Genomic DNA, 17,611 nt, shown 5'->3' on the forward strand with positions numbered 1-17,611 from the left:
TCCGGTGAAATATCGCCGGAACAAGGACAGACGGCAGGAAGCGCCGATATCCAAACCGGTCAGAACCGGCGGATATGCTGTCCGAAGGGGAGGACAACGATGCGATCTGCGCGACGATTGGCCATTTTTACGGATTTAATCCGCCTGCATCGCCGCCCGCGATGCGGGAAGGCCCTTATCGCCCCGCATGGCGACCATCGCCTGAGATCGCCCGCCCTTTCTTGGCGTGGTCTCCGCCCATGGGGGAGCGGCGTCCGCGACACGCGATCATAGAATAAAATAAAGGGAGAGATGGGTATGAAAAAGCAGCTTTTATTCGCCAGCGCGGCCCTGTCCGCATTGTCCACGCCCTCTCTTGCGCAGGCGCAGGACGACGCGGCGCGGCCGAATGCGGGGAATGCCGATATCGTCGTGACCGCCACGCGGCGCGAGCAGCGGCTGCAGGAAGTGCCGCTGGCCGTCACGGCGTTGAGCGGCGAAACGCTGCGCAGCCGGGGTATCGAAAATCTCAACGATCTGGGGCCCGGCAAGATTGCGGGCCTGACCTCCTATCCGCTGAACGGTACGGAAACCGGGGTTGCGCTGCAAATGCGCGGCTATGGCACGTCGGACGCATCGCAGGGCACGCAGGATAATGCGGTCGCCTTCTATATCGACGGCATCAACATTCCGCGCGCCCAGGGCGGGGCGCTGGACCTGATCACGCCCGAACGCATCGAAGTGCTGCGCGGGCCGCAGGGGCAGTTGTTCGGCCGCAATGCGGAAGCGGGCGTGGTGCAGGTCATCGCCCGCCGTCCGAGCGGCGTGTTGGGCGGAGATTTCCGCGCCGGGATCGGCAATTTCGACGCCTATGAAGTCAAGGGCCGCCTGGACCTGCCCGAACTGGCGGGATTCCGCATCCAGTTGTCGGGCATGTATCGCAAGAGGGGTGGATATTTCCGGAACGTCAAGAGCGCACTCCTGCAAAATATCACGCCCGTATCCAGTCCCTATTCATCCTTCCATTGGAAGACCGGGGATTATGACAAGGATTTCCGACAGTTGAAGACCTATGGCGGCCGCGTGGCGGTCGAGCGGGATTTCGGCGATCTCAATATCTTCTATGCCTATGACAATGTCTGGGCAAAGGACGACCAGGCGTTTCCGCAAATCCTGGTGTCGCCCAATGTCGGGACGATCGAGAATCCCAATGGGGGCATCACCGTGCCGCCCACCGGTCCCGCCACGATATTCACGACCGATGGCGGCCGATATCAGCAATTCCCGCTGGATCTGAACAAATATCCCGACCGCGCTCCCTTTGCGATTCCGTCGCTCTATTTCATCACCAAGAATCGCGGGCATGTATTGAACCTGACCTATGGCGCCAGCGACAGTCTGACGCTGAAGTCCATCACCGGATTGCGCCGGTCCATCAATTATGGCGGTGCGGTCACGTCGCTGGGGACGTCGCCCGTCCAGGCATGGGCCAGCAATTATCTGGATTCCAAAGTCTTCAGCCAGGAATTGCAGGCGATCTACACCACGACCAATTTCAACATCACGGTCGGCGGCATCTATTTCTACGAAGATGTGCGCGACGAACGGGACTCCGGCTTTTCCACCAACTGCCCGGCGGGCATAGCCGGTGCGCCCTGCACGCCGGGCGGCGGCCCCAGCCGCGCCCCCTATTACAGCCCGTTCGCGCCCAATGGCGGCTTCATCCGGCAATTTTCGAAGACCAACGCCTATGCCGCCTATGGTCAGGCAAGCTGGACGCCGCCCGTGCTGGATGAACGGCTGGAACTGACGGCGGGCCTTCGCTACAGCGACGACACCAAAGCCGCCCGGCGCGACATCTTCAACGGGGTGGTACTGCCTGCCCAATTGCGCAACGAGGCCAAGGAAAAGCGCGTCGATCCCGCCTTCACGGCGAAGGTCAAGTTGACGGAGGACATCAACACCTATGTCCGCTACGCATCCGGCTTCCGCGATGGGGGTGCCAACGTCCGGTCGCAGGTTTTCACCGCTTATGATACCGAAGTGCTGAAGTCCTGGGAAATCGGCTTGAAATCGCAGTGGTTCGACCGGCGCGTCACCTTCAATATCGCGGCGTTCAAATATAAGGTCGACGACCAGCAACAGTCGATCCAGACCAGCCCCGCGACCAACCCCAGCATTTCGGATACGTTCAACGTCAGCGTTCCCTACAAGGCGAAAGGTCTGGAAGTGGAATTGAGCGCCCGGATCGTGCCGGGACTGACCATCGCGGGCAACTACACCTATGTCGACAGCAACAAGCGGCTGATCGGCATCGATCCGGTGACGCTGACCACGTTCAAGCCGAACGGCACCAGCATCCTGCCGTCCGGTCCGTGCGCGGCGGCCCCAGCGGGCAATTGCGCGGGCGCCCTGCTGGTATCGCCGGCGGATATCGCCGCGCATCCGGGCGCGTCCTTCCTCCAACTGCTGGGGGTGGGCGCGGCCAAACATGCCGGTTCCGTTTCGGTGGACTTCAGCCAGCCGATCGATCCGGGCGTCTTCAACATTCATTTCGACTGGACGCGCAGTTCGAAAATGACCTGTTGCGCGCCCTACAAACTGCTGACGGTGGTCAATGCGACCGGGACCGCCGCTTCGCCATCGCCGCGCTACAATCCGGGGGTGTTCACCAACCGCATCAACATGCGCACGGGCATTTCCGAAATTCCGCTGGGCAACGGGGTGAAGGGGGAGCTGGCCTTCTGGGTCAAGAACCTGCTCAACCATGTCGATCTGGGCCAGCTATTCCCGGCGGGCAATGGGCTGAGCGCCGCGCAGCCCTATCCGCAGGCGGCCACCTATCTGCAACCGCCCAGGACGATGGGCGGCGAATTCCGGGTCCAGTTCTGATCCGGCAGGGGGAATGGCGGCCAGCGCCATTCCCCTTTTTCATGGGCGGACCGTCAGCATAATATCAGCGGCATGCCGAAATCCGACCCGGCCGGGCCGGACGTAGGGGACGATGCATCGCCGCCTTCCTGCTGGATGAAGGCGCGATAGCGGCTGGCGCTCATGCCCGCATGCTGGCGGAAAGCCTGTTGGAAGGATTTGAGATCATTATAGCCGATCAGGGTCGCGATCTGCGAAATGGGGCGGCTGGTGTCGCGTAGTTGCGATTGCGCGCTGCGCATGCGCACCAGCCGCAGATAGTCGCGCGGCGTCATGTCGAGCTTTGCGCGGAACCGCCGGATAAGGGTTTGCGGGCTGACCGCCAGATGCGCCGCCAGGGCGCCGATGTGCAGCCCCCGCGACGCCCGTTCGGAAAGCCACATCTGCGCGGCGGCGACCAGTGGATCGTCCGACAGTCCGGGCCGGTCCGTTTCCATGCCCATCGCGTCCGCGAGCGTGCCCGCCATGGTGGGCGACAGCATCCTGCCGATCAGGCGGGTGAGCAGGCTCATTTCTTGCGTCATGCCCCGCGCCATCATTATGCGGCCGACTTCCGTGATCGGTTCCGTCGTGTTGACCCGGATATGGGGATAGCGCCCGCGAAAGTCGGCCGCCGCGCCGCGCGCCACCGGGACGGGGCCGTTGCCGATCAGCCCGGCCTCCGCCAGCAATTCCATGCCCCGGCCGGTCGCGGATAGCTGCGCGCCCCCCGCATGCTGGGCGCGCAGCCAGTCGATCACGGGCTGAAGCCTGGCGAGATATTCAGGCGTCGCTTCCTCCGCGCAATAGAAGTCGGGGACGTGGATGTAGAGATGGGGCGTTGCGTCCAGCCCGTCTTCCACCTGCAATTTCCACCCGCCCAGAACCTGGATGGGCCGGGGGGTCGGCCCCAGCAATTTGGCGCGGGTGTGCATGCCGATATCGTCCCTTGACCGGAACTGGCTGGCCACGCGCAGGCGCATCTGGCCGAACAGGTCCAGGAACAGGCCGATGCTGGCAAGGCATGCGCCGTCAAATCCGATCACTGCAACATCGCGGGCCATGAGGGATGGTAATTCAACCCCCTCATGATGTCAAAATCACACCTGACGGCAAGGCGAGGAGAATCGCATGATACATGCATAGAAAAGAGGCCGAACAGTCGGCCGTTGGGAGAGTTTGAACCATGATCGGGCAAATGGCCGGGTGCGCGACAGGCGCGTCCGGGGCGGCATTTTCACGTCTTTTGGCGGGCGGCATGTCCGGCCGGGGCTGGAACTGATCCATGCCGCAACCCACCGAATATTATTCGCGCCTCAAAGGACGTTCGGCCATCGTCACGGGCGCGGGGACGCATGGCGACGGTGTCGGCACCGGCCGCGCCATCGCGATGCTGTTGGCGGCCGAGGGCGCTCATGTCGCGCTGGTAGACCGGGACGGGGACTGCGTCGAGGAAACGCGCCGCCGGATCGAGGCGGCGGGGGGCAAGGCCTTCTCTCTGGTGGGCGACGTCACCGACAATGCGGATTGCCGCCATTTCGTCGAGCAGACGGTCGCGACCACCGGGCGGCTGGACATATTGGTCAATAATGTCGGCATATCCGATCCGGTGGCGCTGGACGCGGCGGACGAGAGCGGCTGGACGCAGGTCATCGACGTGAACCTGAAAAGCGCGATGCTGATGATCCGCCATGCCGTGCCCGCGATGAAGGCGGCGGGCGGGGGTTCGATCGTCAACATCTCCTCCATCGCCGGGATGCGCGCGCATGGTTCCATCGCCTATGGCCCGTCCAAGGCGGCGATGGCGCAGCTTGCCGCCGAAATCGCGGTCATGCATGGCCGCGACGGCATTCGCGCCAATACGGTCGCGCCGGGCCATATCATGACGCCGCACGCCATGCATGTGCTGCCGCAGGGGCTGCGCACGCTGCGCCGGGCCATCGGGCCGCTGGGCGTGGAGGGCGACGCCTGGGACATCGCCCGCGCCGTCGCCTTTCTGGCCAGCGACGATGCGCGCTTCATCACCGGCGTCCTGTTGCCGGTGGACGGCGGCGTGACCCAGATCGGTCCTATTCCCGCGCACTTCCTGGCCGAAGCGGAAATCGCGGCGACTGACCAGGCAATGGAAGGAAAGATGTGATGAGCGAACTGGATGAAAAGCAGAAGTCGGGTGTCGCCTTCATCACTGGCGTGATGGGCGAACATTTCGGCGGCGCGTTCAACGAAGCCGCGACATCGAACCGTTTCGGGTCGGACATTACCCGCATGGCGGCGGGATGGGCGTTTCACGATGCCTGGCGGCATGAAGGCATCAGCCGCAAGGAAAAGAGCATCGCCGTCATTTCGGCCCTGATCGCGTCGCGTCAGTCGCTGGAACTGAAGAACCATGTGAAGATCGGCCTGGCCAACGGCCTGACGGTGGCGGAGCTGGAAGGGTTGCTGGTGCAACTGACGCCCTATGTGGGGTTTCCCTGCATTGCGTCCGCGCAGACGGCGGTGATCACCGCGATGCGCGAGGCCGGGGTGTCGCCCGAAGGTCTGCCGACTTCGGAAGAGCGCGGCCTGTTGTGACGACTTGGCAATAATAGCGAACATCAATGTTTCAGGGGAGGTTTTCATGAAGATTTCAAGTTTCTGGATGTCGTCCTGCGCATGCCTGCTTTGGGCGGCGCCGACGATGGCGTCGGCGCAGGGCGCGCCCGAACAGGAACCGCAGCGCGCGCAGAGCGGGCTTGGCGACGATATCGTCGTCACCGCCCGCCGCCGCGAAGAGCGGTTGCAGGATGTACCGCTGTCCGTCAGCGCCGTGTCGGGCGCCGTGCTGGAGCGCGCCAATATCTCCAACGTCGCGGGCCTGAGCCGCGTCGTTCCCAGCCTGGTGTCCGTCCCCGGTCAGGGCGGCAGCCGTTCGCTGCCCAATTTTGCGATCCGCGGCCTGAGCCAGCAGGAACTGACGCTGCTGGCGGACCAGTCTGTCTCCACCTATATGGGCGATATCGTGCTGGCGCGCACGCAGGGCGTCAACGGCGCGCTGTTCGACATCGGATCGGTGGAAGTGCTGCGCGGGCCGCAGGGGACGCTGTTCGGCCGCAACACGACTGGCGGCGCGATCATCATCCGCCCCAACCGGCCGACCGACAATTTCGAAGGGCGCGTGGGCGTCACCTACGGCAATCTGGACACGTTCATCGTGGAAGGCATGCTGAACGTGCCGCTGTCGCCCAACATCCTGGTGCGCGTCGCCGGGCAGCGCCAGCGGGACGACGGTTTCGTCTATGACGAGATATTGGGCCGCAATGTCAACGACACCGCGCAGGAGGGCGTGCGCGCATCCGTGCTGATGAAGAATGACAGCGGCGTGGAATCGCTGACCGTCTATAATTATTTCCATGAAGATGACGGCGGCACGGCGAGCTTCCTCTACAAGGTGCGCTCCACCGGGTCGCTGAACGGTGCGTCGGTGCGCGCTGCGCGTGGCTATCGTCCGCTGGAGGAATTGCTGACCGAACAGCAGGCACGGGGACCGTATCGCATCGCCAACGGGTCGAATATCTTCACCAAGGTTGAGACGCACGACATCGCCAATACCACGACAATTCCGCTCAACGATGCGCTGACCATCAAGAATATTGTCGGATATCGTCACATCAAGGACAATATCTTCGACGATATGGACGGAAGCATGAATTCCCAGCATCCGCAGCAGCGGATAGACCGGACCGCGCAATTTTCCGAAGAATTGCAACTGCTGGGCGAAACCGGCAATTTCAACTGGATTACTGGCCTTTATTATTTCTGGGAAAAGGGCCGCAACCAGGGTCTTTCGACCGTTGGCGCCGTCGATCCGGGACTCATCGAGCCTGAGGATATTTTCGGCTATCCCACCGCCGCCTTCAGCAATACTGATGTCGCCGGGCGCAACCGCAGCTTCGCGGTGTTCGCGCAGGGCAGCTATCGTTTCAGCGACAGCATCAGCCTGACGGCGGGCGTCCGTTACAATTATGACAAGCGCGAAGCGACGATCCGCAACCGCACGGCCACATCGTGCCGCTTCACCCGCGACCTCGACAATAATCCAGCCACGCCGGAGACTGCGGTGCCACTGTCGCAGTGCGAATTGAACGTGGGCGACAGCTTTTCCGAAGTCACCTACAACCTTAGCCTGGAATATAAGATCGCGCAGGACAAGCTGATCTACCTGGCTCACCGGCATGGCTATCGCACCGGCGGGTTCGGCGCCCGCGCCGGAACCGAGGCCGGTCTGCGCCGGACTTTCAAGCCGGAAACCGTGGACGATATCGAACTGGGCGCGAAGGCCGACTGGCGCATGGGCAACATGTTCCTGCGCACCAATCTGGCCGCCTATTACGCCAAATATAACGACATCCAGCGGCTGTTGACCGATCCGCTGGCCGTGCCGCCGACCACGGTCACGACCAATGCGGGCAAGGCGCGCATCTGGGGCATAGAGGCGGACATATTGTTCCGTCCTGTCCCGATGCTGGAATTCACCGCCAACTATGCCTACACCAACGCGCAGTTCACCAAATTCATCTATCCCGACGGCACCGATCACAGCAACGATCCGTTCGCTCGCGCCCCGCGCAATGTCTACACGCTCGGCGCGCGCTTCATTGCTCCGTTGGATAGTTCCGAGGGCGATGCGTCGGTCGGCATCAGCTATTATCATACCGACGACTATGTCGGTAACGATACGGTCGTGCCCGGCTATACGGATGCGCAGGGCTATAATCTGGTGAATCTGGACGCAAGCTGGAACAGGGTCATGGGATCGGGCTTCGATCTGTCGCTCTATGTCAACAATCTCACCAAGAAGAAATATGACTTCCTGCTGATCAACCTGGACAGCCTGGGCTACACCAGCCACACGCCGGGCATGCCGCGCACCTATGGCGTGACCCTGCGTTACAACTTCTGACAGGGATTAAGGCTGCCCCGCCGCCAGACGGGGCAGCCTGTTCACGGACGCTAATGGAAAGACCGGACATGGCCGACATGATTACTTCCACCTCGCCCGACACGCCGCCGATGCGGGAATTGAAGACCGCCAATCATCTGTTGGGCGACCGCGCGGCGCTGGACGCGGCGTGGGAGCGGGACGGCTACTGGTTTTTCCGCGACGTGCTGGACAAGGATGCGGTCGGCCGGTTGCGGGCCGTCTATCTGGAGGTGCTGCGCGATCTGGGGGTCATCGACCCGACATGCGAGGATGCCGCCGTGCATAATGGCGCGCCGCTCGACGATTTTCCGATCCGCAACGATGGCACCCCAAGGACCGATCCGCTGCTGGCGCGCTATCCGCGCGACCAGTTCGTGGCGGAACCCGCGATCCGCGCCTTTTTCGAGCAATTATTCGGTGAGGAGGTCTTTTGGGTGCCCAATACCGAATATCACGCCCTGCCGCCGGGGACCGGCCGGGACAGCACGCGCTTCAACTTCGTCCATTGCGACGGTCCCAACAATAAGGGGCTGCCGCTGAAAATCTGCTGGATGCCGCTGGCGCCCATCGATGAGGAAACGGGCGGTCTGGCCGTGGCGGAGGGGCTGCACCGGCCCCGCATGGATGATTTCCCCCGGCCGCCCCAGGGCATAGGCGACGATGTGATCCCAGTCGAAGCATGGTGTCGCGCCCTCTATCAACCCGGCGACCTGCTGGTGTTCAGCCTGGAAACGCCCCATAGCGGGCTTGCCAATCGGTCGGACCGCTATTTCCGCCTGTCGATGGACATTCGCGGCATGCCGAAATCGGGCAATATCCCGACCGTGGGGACGGTCGCGGCGCTTGATGCCTGCGCCATTACCATCGCCACGGACGCCGGTGAGCGGCGCACCTTCCGCATCGACGATGACACATTCTGCCGGATTACGCGGGGGCGGCTGACCGGCATGCCGCTGGCGCTGGAGGAAATTCCGCAACTGGTGAAGATCGGCGACCCCGTTTATGTCGCGTCCGACCACGGCACCGCCACTTTCATCCGTCCGCAGCATTGAGGTCCGGCGCGCGCCCTACGGACTTGTGATGCATTGGTCCTGCCCGCGTGAAAATATTGCCGGAACGGGGGCGATCCTCTCTACCTGACCGTGCAAAGGCGGCAGTGGGAAGAGGCGCATGAATGTAGCGGCAAGCGGCCTGTTGATCCCGGAAGGACCGGTTGCGCTTTCCGACGGCACGGCGCTGGTGGTGGAAGTGGGGACCGGGCATCTCAGCCGCGTCTGGCCTGATGGAAGGATCGCTCTGGTCGCCGATCTGGGCGGTGGTCCCAACGGCGCGGCGATCGGCCCGGACGGCGCGGTCTATATCTGCAATAATGGCGGCGGTTTCGACTGCGCGCTGACAGACGGGCAGTTGTCCGTCGCCCTTGCGCCCGAACGCTATGTGGGCGGTTCCATCCAGCGCGTGGACCTGGACAGCGGCGCGGCGACCAGCCTCTATACCCATGCCGACGGCAAGCGGCTGCTCGCCCCCAACGACATCGTCTTCGGCGCGGACGGCGGATTCTGGTTCACGGATCATGGCACGAGCACGCCGGACGCCAAGCGCTATGGCGGGATCTATCATGCGCTTGCCGACGGCAGCGCCATTTGCCGGGTTCGATCCGGCCTGCTTTCGCCCAATGGCATCGGCCTGTCGCCGGACGGCCGCTGGCTTTATTGGACCGACACTTTGAGCAGCCGCTTGTGGCGCGCGGAAATCACGGGAGCGGGACGGCTGCGCGACTATCCCGGCGCGCCGGGCGAAGTCGTGGCCACGGCATCCGGCCATATCCTGTTCGACAGCCTGGCGGTGGAGGCCAATGGGCTTGTCTGCATCGGGTCCATCATTCGGGGCGGGATCACCATCGTCGATCCCGCTACCGGCGCGTACGATCAGGTGCCGGTCGATGACGCGATGGTCACGAATATAGCCTTTGGCGGCGAGGACGGCAGGGACGCCTGGATCACGGCAGCCGGGACGGGCCGGTTGCTGCGGGGGCGGTGGCCCCGGCCGGGCCTGCCGCTGGCCTTCACGGCATGAACATTGTGGATCGGGGCAGGCGGGGAATGTCGCCGCGCCGCGCGGCAAGATCATGAAAGAATGAATATAGGAGAGGCAAGCATGGCATATCGGATCAATCCCCTTCGCGAAGGGCTGGGCTTTGGCCGCGAAGTCATCGGGCTGACGCCCGGCGATATAGAGCGGGAGGCGGTGCGCCGGGAATTGCGCGACTATTGGCTTAATGACGGGCTGATGGTTTTTCGCGGGAGCGAAGTGACCCCGGAATTTCAAATCGCGCTCAGCCGCGTCTTCGGGGAGCTGGAGGTGCATCCGGTGCGCGAACTGGTGACGGAGGGCATGCCGGAACTCATCACGCTGGTGTCCGACCAGCATAAGGAAGGATTGTTCGAGGTCGACGGGAAGCCATCCATCGCCTTCCTGCCATGGCATTCGGATCTGGTCTTCACCGACCGGATCAATCATGGCGGAGTGCTGACCGCGCAACGGATTTCCAGTTGGGGCGGCCAGACGGGCTTCATCGATCAGGTCCAGGCCTATGCCCTGTTGCCGGAGGAACTGAAGGCCCGGATCGAGCATCTGGAGATCGTCTATCAGTTGACCGTCAATCCGGGCTATTCGCGCTATGGCACCCGGAGCCGGGTGCGCACGATCCGGGTGGGCGATTTCGAAAAGTCGGTGGGGCCGCGCCTGGACAGCGACTTCCCGCCGGTCGTGCATCCGATGGTCTTCACCCAGCCGGATACCGGGCGCAAGGTGCTGAACATCTCGCCCTTCGGCGCGCTGCATATTCTGGGCCATGACGATGAGGAAGGCCATGCCTTGCTGCAACGGCTGGTCGACCATCTGGTCGATTGTCCGGCCTATTATCATGGCTGGCAGCCGTCCGAGATGCTGCTTTGGGACAATTGGCGCATGGTCCATTGCGTGACCGGCGCGGCGCCCGACGAGGTGCGGATCATGCAGCGCACGACCATCATGGGCGATTATGGGCTGGGGCGGAAATTGCAGATGGAGGCGGCGGCGTGAACGAACCCTGGTTGCCGCTGGTCCCGGAGGATGTCACCGCCCAATGGCTGGGCGATGTGCTGGCGCCGCGCTATCCCGGAACGCGGGTGGAGCGGCTTGAGATCAACGAGATTCTCTGGGGTACGGGCACCAAGATGATGGTGACGGCGACCTATGACGAGGCGGGGCGGGCGCATGGCCTGCCGCAGGGTCTGTGCATCAAGGCGGGCCTTGCCGAGCATCGGGAACTGGTGAAATTCTGCTACCAGACGGAGGCGCGCTTTTTCGCGGAGTTGGCGCCGCGTCTGACATTGGGTTTGCCGCAAATCCTCTACGCGGCGGCGAATGACGATCAGGGGATGGTCGTGATGGAGGATTTGCGGCCGGCGGGCGCCCATATCTGCCGCGTGCAGCAGCCGCTGACCCGCGATCAGGCGGCGGCCTTCCTTGACGACCTGGCCGCGCTGCATGCGCGCTGGTGGGACAGTCCGGCGTTGGCGGACGATGGCGAACTGGGCTGGCTGATGCGCCATGATCCGTTGCCGGATGAGGCATGGGGCGATTTCGGGCGGGGGCAGCTCCAGCCTGAGACATGGGCGCATTATATGGGATTGCCGCGGTCGCTCGGCATTCCGGCGCTGTGTCGTGACCGGGAGCGGGTTCATGCGGCGTTGCAGGAACTGCGCCGTTTCGGGGAGCAGGGGCCGCGCTGCGTGATCCATGGCGATGCGCATCTGGGCAATATGTACCTTAGCCGTGAGGGGCGGCCCGGTTTTCTGGACTGGCAGACGACGCGCCGTGGCCATTGGGCGCATGATGTGGCCTATTTCTACATTTCCGCGCTTGATCCGCTGGATCGGCGGGCTTGGGAGAAGGGGCTGGTTGCGGGCTATCTTGCCGCGCTGGGCCGTCATGGAGTGGCCAATCCGCCGTCCGGGGAGGAGGCGTGGCGGGCCATCCGCGCCCATATCGTCTATGGGCTGTTCTACTGGATGGTGAATCCGGTGGAATGGCAGGTGGAGGAGAATAACGTCGCCACCGCGCCGCGTTTCGGCTGGGCGGCGGTCGATCATGTCGCCCCGCCGGTTGGTCCGCTTTAGGGTGTGTGGGGATGAATTTGGAATGTCGGGGGATGGGTATTAGCGGACGCTCTTAATCCTCCCTACGCGAAGCGTGGGGAGGGGGACCATGCGAAGCATGGTGGAGGGGAAATGGCGTGACCTGCGTATCTTCCCCTCCACCACCGCTTTCAGCGGCAGTCCCCCTCCCCATCTATCGATGGGGAGGAATAGGGTAGGTCGGCTTTCCACCCAAATCACTCAGTCCGGTCCAGACACCCTAGGCTGTCCGCACGAAGCGATTCTGGATCGATCCGAACAGATAGTCGCGGTTCGCCTGCTCGTCGAATGCGTCCAGCGTCCATCCGTCGGGATGGATGCTGGTGCGGATCGCTTCGGGTTCGGGGATCAGGGCCACTTCATCACCCTGAATGTAGAAGTCGCGGCCGCTGACATGACTCGCGGCATCGGTGCATAGCCAGACGACCAGCGCCGCGACATGGGCGGGCAGGGCGGTCATGCGCGGCTGGGCCATTGGCTTGTTCCACAGCAGGGGAATGCCCAGCCGCGCCGATTCAGCGATGGTCTCGTCTATTTCGGGCGTATGCGTGCCCGTCAGGTGGGATACCGGGCGGATCAGGTTGGCTCGGATGCCGAATTCGCCCAGATCCCGCGCTATGGTGCGGGTGAAGCCCAGAAGACCTTCCTTCGCCGCCGAATAATTGGCCATGCCCCAATGGCCGAAGCCTGACGGCGACCCCGTATTGACGATCGCGCCGGAACGCCGGGCGATCATATGCGCCGCCGCCGCCCGGCAGGTGTAGAAGCTGGAGGTCAGGCTGACGTCCATGCAGAGGTTCCAGTCCTGATCCGTCATCCGGTCTATGCGGGACGGGCGGACGATGCCCGCATTGTTGACGAGAATGTCGATCCGCCCGAACGTGTCGATGGCGGCCTGGACCGCCGCCTCCCCGCCTTCGCGTGTCGCGACGCTGGAACATTGGCCGATCGCTTCGCCGCCTGCATCGCGGATTTCCTGCGCGACGGCTTCGGCAAGCGATGCATCGGCGCCCTCCGTCCCATAGGGGCCGCCGCCCAGATCGTTGACGACGACCTTCGCGCCCTGCTCCGCCAGCAGCATCGCTTCGGCCCGGCCGATGTTGCGGCCCGCGCCGGTCACGACGGCGACCTTGCCCTTCAGTCTTTGCATAGTCCAATCTCCCTTCGATTTTGCCGGGGAGAGTAGCCGCTCGCACCCTGAGGCCCTAATCACCGACGTGATGATTTCGGGTGGCGCGCTTTGCGATGAGGCCCGGTTTCGCCACAAGATCGCCCGAAAAGGAGTTGGAGTGATGAAGGCGATCGTCATCAACCGCCATGGCGGCCCGGACGTGTTGGAGCCGGCCGATCTACCGCCGCCCCGGCCGCAGCCGGGGGAAGTGCTGGTGCGGGTCGCGGCGGCGGCCGTCAATCCGGCTGACGGCAAATGGCGCGCGGGCATGTTCGAGAGTTTCGCGCCGGTCGGTTTCCCCCATATTCTGGGCTATGACGTGGCGGGCGAAGTCGTGGACGGCGAGGGTTTTGCGCCGGGCGAGCGGGTTTTCGGCATGCTCGACCCGTTCCGCAAGGGCGGCTATGCGGAGATGGTCGCGGTGGCCGCCGATCATCTGGCGCGGGTGCCCGATGGCCTTGATCTGCCGACCGCCGCCGCGATTCCTACCGCTGGCCTGACGGGGTTGCAAATGGTGGAACGGGGTCTGGATCTTCAGGCGGGCCAGAGGCTGCTGCTGACGGGCGCGCTTGGCGCTGTCGGCCGTTTCGCGCTGTTCGCGGCGAAGGAGCGGGGCGTCCATGTCATCGCCGCCGTCCGGGCGGCGCATCGCGATGCCGTTCGCGCTCTGGGCGCTGAGGAGGTGATCGCCTTGGGCGAGGAGGATTGGAACGGGGCGTCCTTCGATCATGTCATCGACACGGTGGGCGGCGCGGCGGTGGGGAGGCTGTGCCGTCACCTGAGGCGCGGCGGCCGGTTGCTGACAGCCGCCACGACGCCGATCCCCGGCGACGGATTGCCTGCCGCGCCGGAATTCTTCGCCGTCATCCCCAGCGGTCCCGACGCCGCGCGCCTTGCCGCCGCCGTCGCGGCGGGCAAAGTCGCGGTGCCTATCGCCTGCATCCTGCCGCTCGACCAGGCGGCGGAAGCGCAGCGATTGGTCGAGGCGGGTGGATTGAATGGCAAGGTCATTCTGACGAATTAGGGTGTGTGGACAAATTCGAGATGTCGGGAAATGGCCAATGGCGGTCGCTAAATTCCTCCCTACGCGCAGCGTGGGGAGGGGGACCGCTCGCGAAGCGAGTGGTGGAGGGGAAATTCGGAGGTCGTGCCCCCTTCCCCTCCACCAGCCTTCGGCCGGTCCCCCTCCCCATCTATCGATGGGGAGGAATAGGATAGGTCCGTTTTCCACCCAAATCACTCAGTCCGGCGAGTCTCGAATTTGTCCACGCTGCCTAGGGTGGGGATTCAGTTCAGGCCCTGAATAAGCGGCGCGGCTTTCCCCACGTCCCCTCATCTGTCGGCCAGAGCGGCGAACGCCGCAGCCTTGTGCGCCAGCGCGCCGCGCATATCGTCGCCTACTGGCAGGCGCAGGGGCAGCGTTTCGCCATCCAGCGCCGTCAATATGGCGTCCGCGACCAATTCCGGCGGGCTGGCGGCGGTGGCATAATAGCCGTCCAGCACCGCCTTGCCCTGACCCGACAGGAAGTCGTAATCGGCAATGCGGACCTGCGCCTCCTGCGTGCCGTGGCTGATGAAGCGGGTGGCGATTGCGCCCGGTTCCACCAGCATGGCGCGGATGCCGAAGGCCGCGACCTCCAGCGCCAGCGTTTCGGTCAACCCTTCCAACGCGAATTTGCTGGCGCAATAGGCGCTGAGGCCCGGCGTGCCATTGAGGCCGCAGCCGGACGATAGCTGCACGATCGTGCCCGATCCACGGGAACGGAAATGCGGCAGCAGCGCCTGGGTCAGCGCCCAGGGGCCGAAGAAATTCACCTCGAACAGGTTGCGCGCATCGTCCAGATCGACTTCTTCGGCCGCGCCGAACAGGCTTTGCCCGGCATTGTTGACCACTATGTCGACCGGCCCGGCGGCCAGCGCCCGGTCGGCCAGCGCGGCGACTTGCGCGGGGTCGCTCATGTCCGCGACGATGCCTGTGGCGCGTCCCGCACCCCCTGCCTCGAATGCGGCGCTTGCTTCTTCCGTGCGGGCGGAGCCGACGACATGGTCGCCCCGCGCCAGTGCGGCCTTTGCCAGCGCCGCGCCGATGCCGCTTGAAATGCCCGTGATCAGCCAGCGCCTCATTGCTCATCTCCTCGATCGTCCGGGCTGCGTGGCGTCTCGCCCTGTTGCCGTCCGGCGTTCCAGAAAAATCAGCGGCCAGCAATCGGGCAGGCGCGGGGAGGGCATATGCAACGCATCCTTGATGCTCAGCCCCATGAAACGGCGCGCATACCGTTATTCACCCTTCCATCCCGCGCAGGAACAGCGCCACCACGCCGCTGGCCCATGTCCGGCGAAACGCCTCTTCCGCGAAGTCGTCGGTCAGCAGGAACCGCAGCCCGCCATTGGCGAGATTGATGAAATGCTGCGCCAGCAGCGCGGGATCGTCGATCCTGTACCCCGCCCCCCGCAACTGGGTGAGATAGGCGGTGATCGGCGCGACCGTATCGGCGATATGGCTGTGCAGGCGTCGGGCTATGTCAGGGAAACGCTCCTTCGCCGCGATGGCGAGCCGGAGCAGGGCGATCCGTTCCGCCTCCGCCACTTCGCCGGCGATGCGCAGGGCAAAATCCGTCAGCACATTGGCAGGCTCCCGCCCTTCGGTCGCGATGTTGCGGACATCGCTGCGCATGGAAGAGACGGTGTGGAGGGCGACCGCCTCGAACAAGGCCGTCTTGTTGCCGAAGCGGGCGTAGATGGTCGCCTTGCTGACCCTGGCGGCCATGGCGATATGATCCATGCTGGCCCCGGCATAGCCATGCTTCAGAAAGGCGCGCGCCGCAGCGTCGATCAATTCAGCCTCGCGCACGGGGGCGTCGGCATTTGTCGGCCTGCCCCGGCGTGGTTTTGCGATGGCTTCGTCCGGCACGCTTGCTCCGATAAAATAAAACTATACCGTTTATTTTAATTAATGCGATTCGGTTGCGCAAGAGCGATGAGGGAGAGGGAAGATGAAAAGCGTCATTCTTTTGCGCGGGCCGCGAACGGCGCAATCTCCGGCGCGATGGGCGATGATCCAGCCCTGGGCCATGGCGGCCGAACGGATTGTCGTGCATGTCGGCCTGCCCGCTCCAGTGCCGCCGGTTTACGATGCGGTGATCGAACTCTGGTCCGACGCTGCGGTCGATGCGGACAGCTTCCGCGCCGATTGGGATCAGGCGGAGGTTCGATCCTCCACGCAGGTTGTGGGCAAGCCTGCGGCGGAACCGCTGTCGGTCGGCGTCACGCCGGGCCTTTCGCAGCTTTCCTTCATTCGCGCCATCGATGGCCTGCCGCGCACGGAGGTGGAGCGGCACTGGGACGAGCATATCCCGCTGGCCTGCGAGATTCATGTCGGCATGAATCGCTATGTGCAGGATCGCCTTTCGCCTGCGGCCCCGTGGTTCGGCATGGCGCATCTTCATTTTCCAAGCGAGGCGGCGCTGCGCGACGGGCTGTTCAGAAGCGCGGAGGACATTGCGGTCATAGGGGCGGACGTCGCTGAGTTCGTCAGCGATTACGCCACCATGACCGCCATCGAGCATATCGTGAAAGCATAGGGAGAGACGGCATGGACCTTGGGCTGGCAGGCAGGCGGGCGCTGGTGACGGGCAGCAGTTCGGGCATTGGCGCGGGGATAGCGCGGCTTCTGGCGGCGGAGGGCTGCACCGTCGTGGTGCATGGCCGCGACGCGGACAAGACGCGCGCGGTGGCTGCATCGATCGGCGGCGGCGCCAGCGTGGCGATCGGCGATCTTTCGACCAATGCGGGCGCCGATGCGGTGGCGGCGGCGGCCGGGGATGTCGACATATTGGTGAACAATGCGGGCGGGGCCGTCGGCACGTCGGCCATGCATTGGACGGAGGTGGATGAAACGGGCTGGGAAGGAACCTATCAGCTCAACGCCATCGCCGCCGCGCGCATGATCCGGCGCCTGCTGCCCACGATGCAGGCCAAGGGGTGGGGCCGCGTCATCAATGTCGCCAGCGCGGCGGCCACGCAGCCCATCGCCTTCGGTCCCGACTATGGCGCGGCGAAGGCGGCGATGCTGAACATGACCGTCAGTCTGGCGAAGGCATTGGGGCCATGCGGCGTCACCGCGAACAGCGTCAGTCCGGGCATGATCCTGACTCCGGCAGTCGAGGCCTGGTTGGGCAATCTGAAGCGCAACATGGGGTGGGGGGATATTTCGCTGGAGGAGGCGGAAATCCGCGCCGCGCGCGAATTGACGCCGATCCCGGTCGGGCGGATCGGCCGGGTCGAGGAGATCGCCCATGCCGTTTGCATGATCGCCAGTCAGCATGCGGGTTACATGACCGGCGCCAATATTCGCGTCGATGGCGGGCAGGTGCAGGGCGTGAACTGAGCATCCCGTGCTCATTCATCGAA

General features: G+C 64.1%; 15 protein-coding genes. 11 read left to right on the forward strand and 4 right to left on the reverse strand.

Annotated features, from left to right (window positions below):
• Window positions 1-297 precede the first annotated feature (297 nt).
• Complete coding sequence (locus tag BV95_RS05925; RefSeq protein ID WP_037448703.1) at window positions 298-2,871, forward strand: TonB-dependent receptor; 2,574 nt, start codon at window positions 298-300, stop codon at window positions 2,869-2,871.
• A gap of 53 nt (window positions 2,872-2,924) precedes the next feature.
• On the opposite strand, the gene BV95_RS05930 is transcribed toward BV95_RS05925, so the two are convergent.
• Window positions 2,925-3,953: a GlxA family transcriptional regulator gene (locus BV95_RS05930; protein ID WP_051749632.1), complete on the reverse strand. Its 1,029-nt coding sequence runs from the start codon at window positions 3,951-3,953 to the stop codon at window positions 2,925-2,927.
• A gap of 221 nt (window positions 3,954-4,174) precedes the next feature.
• Here BV95_RS05930 and BV95_RS05935 point away from each other — a divergent pair, with 221 nt between their 5' ends.
• From BV95_RS05935 to BV95_RS05965, 7 genes are all read left to right on the forward strand, one after another.
• Window positions 4,175-5,029 carry an SDR family NAD(P)-dependent oxidoreductase gene (locus BV95_RS05935; RefSeq protein ID WP_037448706.1) on the forward strand — a complete coding sequence of 285 codons (855 nt, stop codon included), beginning with the start codon at window positions 4,175-4,177 and terminating at the stop codon, window positions 5,027-5,029.
• Window positions 5,029-5,460, forward strand: a complete 432-nt coding sequence (locus BV95_RS05940) for a carboxymuconolactone decarboxylase family protein (protein ID WP_037448708.1) — start codon at window positions 5,029-5,031, stop codon at window positions 5,458-5,460. Before BV95_RS05935 ends, BV95_RS05940 begins: the two co-directional genes overlap by 1 nt.
• 46 nt (window positions 5,461-5,506) lie before the next feature.
• A complete protein-coding gene (locus BV95_RS05945; protein WP_037448710.1) occupies window positions 5,507-7,828 on the forward strand; it encodes a TonB-dependent receptor in 2,322 nt (773 codons plus the stop codon).
• Window positions 7,829-7,896: 68 nt separating this feature from the next.
• The gene (locus tag BV95_RS05950) at window positions 7,897-8,901 is read left to right on the forward strand and encodes a phytanoyl-CoA dioxygenase family protein (RefSeq protein WP_051749633.1); all 1,005 of its coding nucleotides are present in this window, start codon (window positions 7,897-7,899) and stop codon (window positions 8,899-8,901) included.
• A gap of 118 nt (window positions 8,902-9,019) precedes the next feature.
• The gene (locus BV95_RS05955) at window positions 9,020-9,925 is read left to right on the forward strand and encodes an SMP-30/gluconolactonase/LRE family protein (protein ID WP_037448711.1); all 906 of its coding nucleotides are present in this window, start codon (window positions 9,020-9,022) and stop codon (window positions 9,923-9,925) included.
• A gap of 81 nt (window positions 9,926-10,006) precedes the next feature.
• The gene (locus BV95_RS05960; protein ID WP_037448712.1) at window positions 10,007-10,933 is read left to right on the forward strand and encodes a TauD/TfdA dioxygenase family protein; all 927 of its coding nucleotides are present in this window, start codon (window positions 10,007-10,009) and stop codon (window positions 10,931-10,933) included.
• On the forward strand, window positions 10,930-12,012 hold the full coding sequence (locus tag BV95_RS05965; RefSeq protein WP_037448715.1) for a phosphotransferase family protein: 1,083 nt from the start codon (window positions 10,930-10,932) through the stop codon (window positions 12,010-12,012). The genes BV95_RS05960 and BV95_RS05965 overlap by 4 nt, the downstream gene beginning before the upstream one ends.
• 238 nt (window positions 12,013-12,250) lie before the next feature.
• Here the strand turns inward: BV95_RS05965 and BV95_RS05970 are convergent, their stop codons facing one another.
• A complete protein-coding gene (locus BV95_RS05970; protein ID WP_037448718.1) occupies window positions 12,251-13,180 on the reverse strand; it encodes an SDR family NAD(P)-dependent oxidoreductase in 930 nt (309 codons plus the stop codon).
• A 142-nt stretch (window positions 13,181-13,322) separates the two neighbouring features.
• On the opposite strand from BV95_RS05970, the gene BV95_RS05975 reads away from it, so the two are divergent.
• A complete protein-coding gene (locus BV95_RS05975) occupies window positions 13,323-14,225 on the forward strand; it encodes an NADP-dependent oxidoreductase (protein WP_037448720.1) in 903 nt (300 codons plus the stop codon).
• Between the two features lie 308 nt (window positions 14,226-14,533).
• Here the strand turns inward: BV95_RS05975 and BV95_RS05980 are convergent, their stop codons facing one another.
• Window positions 14,534-15,325, reverse strand: coding sequence for an SDR family oxidoreductase (locus tag BV95_RS05980; protein ID WP_037448722.1), 792 nt, complete (start codon window positions 15,323-15,325; stop codon window positions 14,534-14,536).
• Window positions 15,326-15,482: 157 nt separating this feature from the next.
• Window positions 15,483-16,112, reverse strand: a complete 630-nt coding sequence (locus tag BV95_RS05985) for a TetR/AcrR family transcriptional regulator (protein WP_037448724.1) — start codon at window positions 16,110-16,112, stop codon at window positions 15,483-15,485.
• 82 nt (window positions 16,113-16,194) lie between these two features.
• Between BV95_RS05985 and BV95_RS05990 the strand changes: the two genes are divergently transcribed.
• Window positions 16,195-16,782, forward strand: coding sequence for an EthD domain-containing protein (locus tag BV95_RS05990; protein WP_037448727.1), 588 nt, complete (start codon window positions 16,195-16,197; stop codon window positions 16,780-16,782).
• An 11-nt stretch (window positions 16,783-16,793) separates the two neighbouring features.
• Window positions 16,794-17,588: an SDR family NAD(P)-dependent oxidoreductase gene (locus tag BV95_RS05995; protein WP_037448734.1), complete on the forward strand. Its 795-nt coding sequence runs from the start codon at window positions 16,794-16,796 to the stop codon at window positions 17,586-17,588.
• Window positions 17,589-17,611 lie beyond the last annotated feature (23 nt).

The sequence above is a fragment of the Sphingobium chlorophenolicum genome (assembly GCF_000722875.1).
In the GTDB taxonomy this organism is placed as follows: Bacteria; Pseudomonadota; Alphaproteobacteria; order Sphingomonadales; family Sphingomonadaceae; genus Sphingobium; species Sphingobium chlorophenolicum.

Bases quoted from the DNA above. Each gene is read 5' to 3' on its own strand.
- BV95_RS05980 (WP_037448722.1), bottom strand. From the start codon at position 15,325: ATGAGGCGCTGGCTGATCACGGGCATTTCAAGCGGCATCGGCGCGGCG.
- BV95_RS05950 (WP_051749633.1), top strand. From the start codon at position 7,897: ATGGCCGACATGATTACTTCCACCTCGCCCGACACGCCGCCGATGCGG.
- BV95_RS05960 (WP_037448712.1), top strand. From the start codon at position 10,007: ATGGCATATCGGATCAATCCCCTTCGCGAAGGGCTGGGCTTTGGCCGC.
- BV95_RS05930 (WP_051749632.1), bottom strand. From the start codon at position 3,953: ATGGCCCGCGATGTTGCAGTGATCGGATTTGACGGCGCATGCCTTGCC.
- BV95_RS05990 (WP_037448727.1), top strand. From the start codon at position 16,195: ATGAAAAGCGTCATTCTTTTGCGCGGGCCGCGAACGGCGCAATCTCCG.
- BV95_RS05975 (WP_037448720.1), top strand. From the start codon at position 13,323: ATGAAGGCGATCGTCATCAACCGCCATGGCGGCCCGGACGTGTTGGAG.
- BV95_RS05955 (WP_037448711.1), top strand. From the start codon at position 9,020: ATGAATGTAGCGGCAAGCGGCCTGTTGATCCCGGAAGGACCGGTTGCG.
- BV95_RS05970 (WP_037448718.1), bottom strand. From the start codon at position 13,180: ATGCAAAGACTGAAGGGCAAGGTCGCCGTCGTGACCGGCGCGGGCCGC.
- BV95_RS05940 (WP_037448708.1), top strand. From the start codon at position 5,029: ATGAGCGAACTGGATGAAAAGCAGAAGTCGGGTGTCGCCTTCATCACT.
- BV95_RS05935 (WP_037448706.1), top strand. From the start codon at position 4,175: ATGCCGCAACCCACCGAATATTATTCGCGCCTCAAAGGACGTTCGGCC.
- BV95_RS05925 (WP_037448703.1), top strand. From the start codon at position 298: ATGAAAAAGCAGCTTTTATTCGCCAGCGCGGCCCTGTCCGCATTGTCC.
- BV95_RS05945 (WP_037448710.1), top strand. From the start codon at position 5,507: ATGAAGATTTCAAGTTTCTGGATGTCGTCCTGCGCATGCCTGCTTTGG.
- BV95_RS05995 (WP_037448734.1), top strand. From the start codon at position 16,794: ATGGACCTTGGGCTGGCAGGCAGGCGGGCGCTGGTGACGGGCAGCAGT.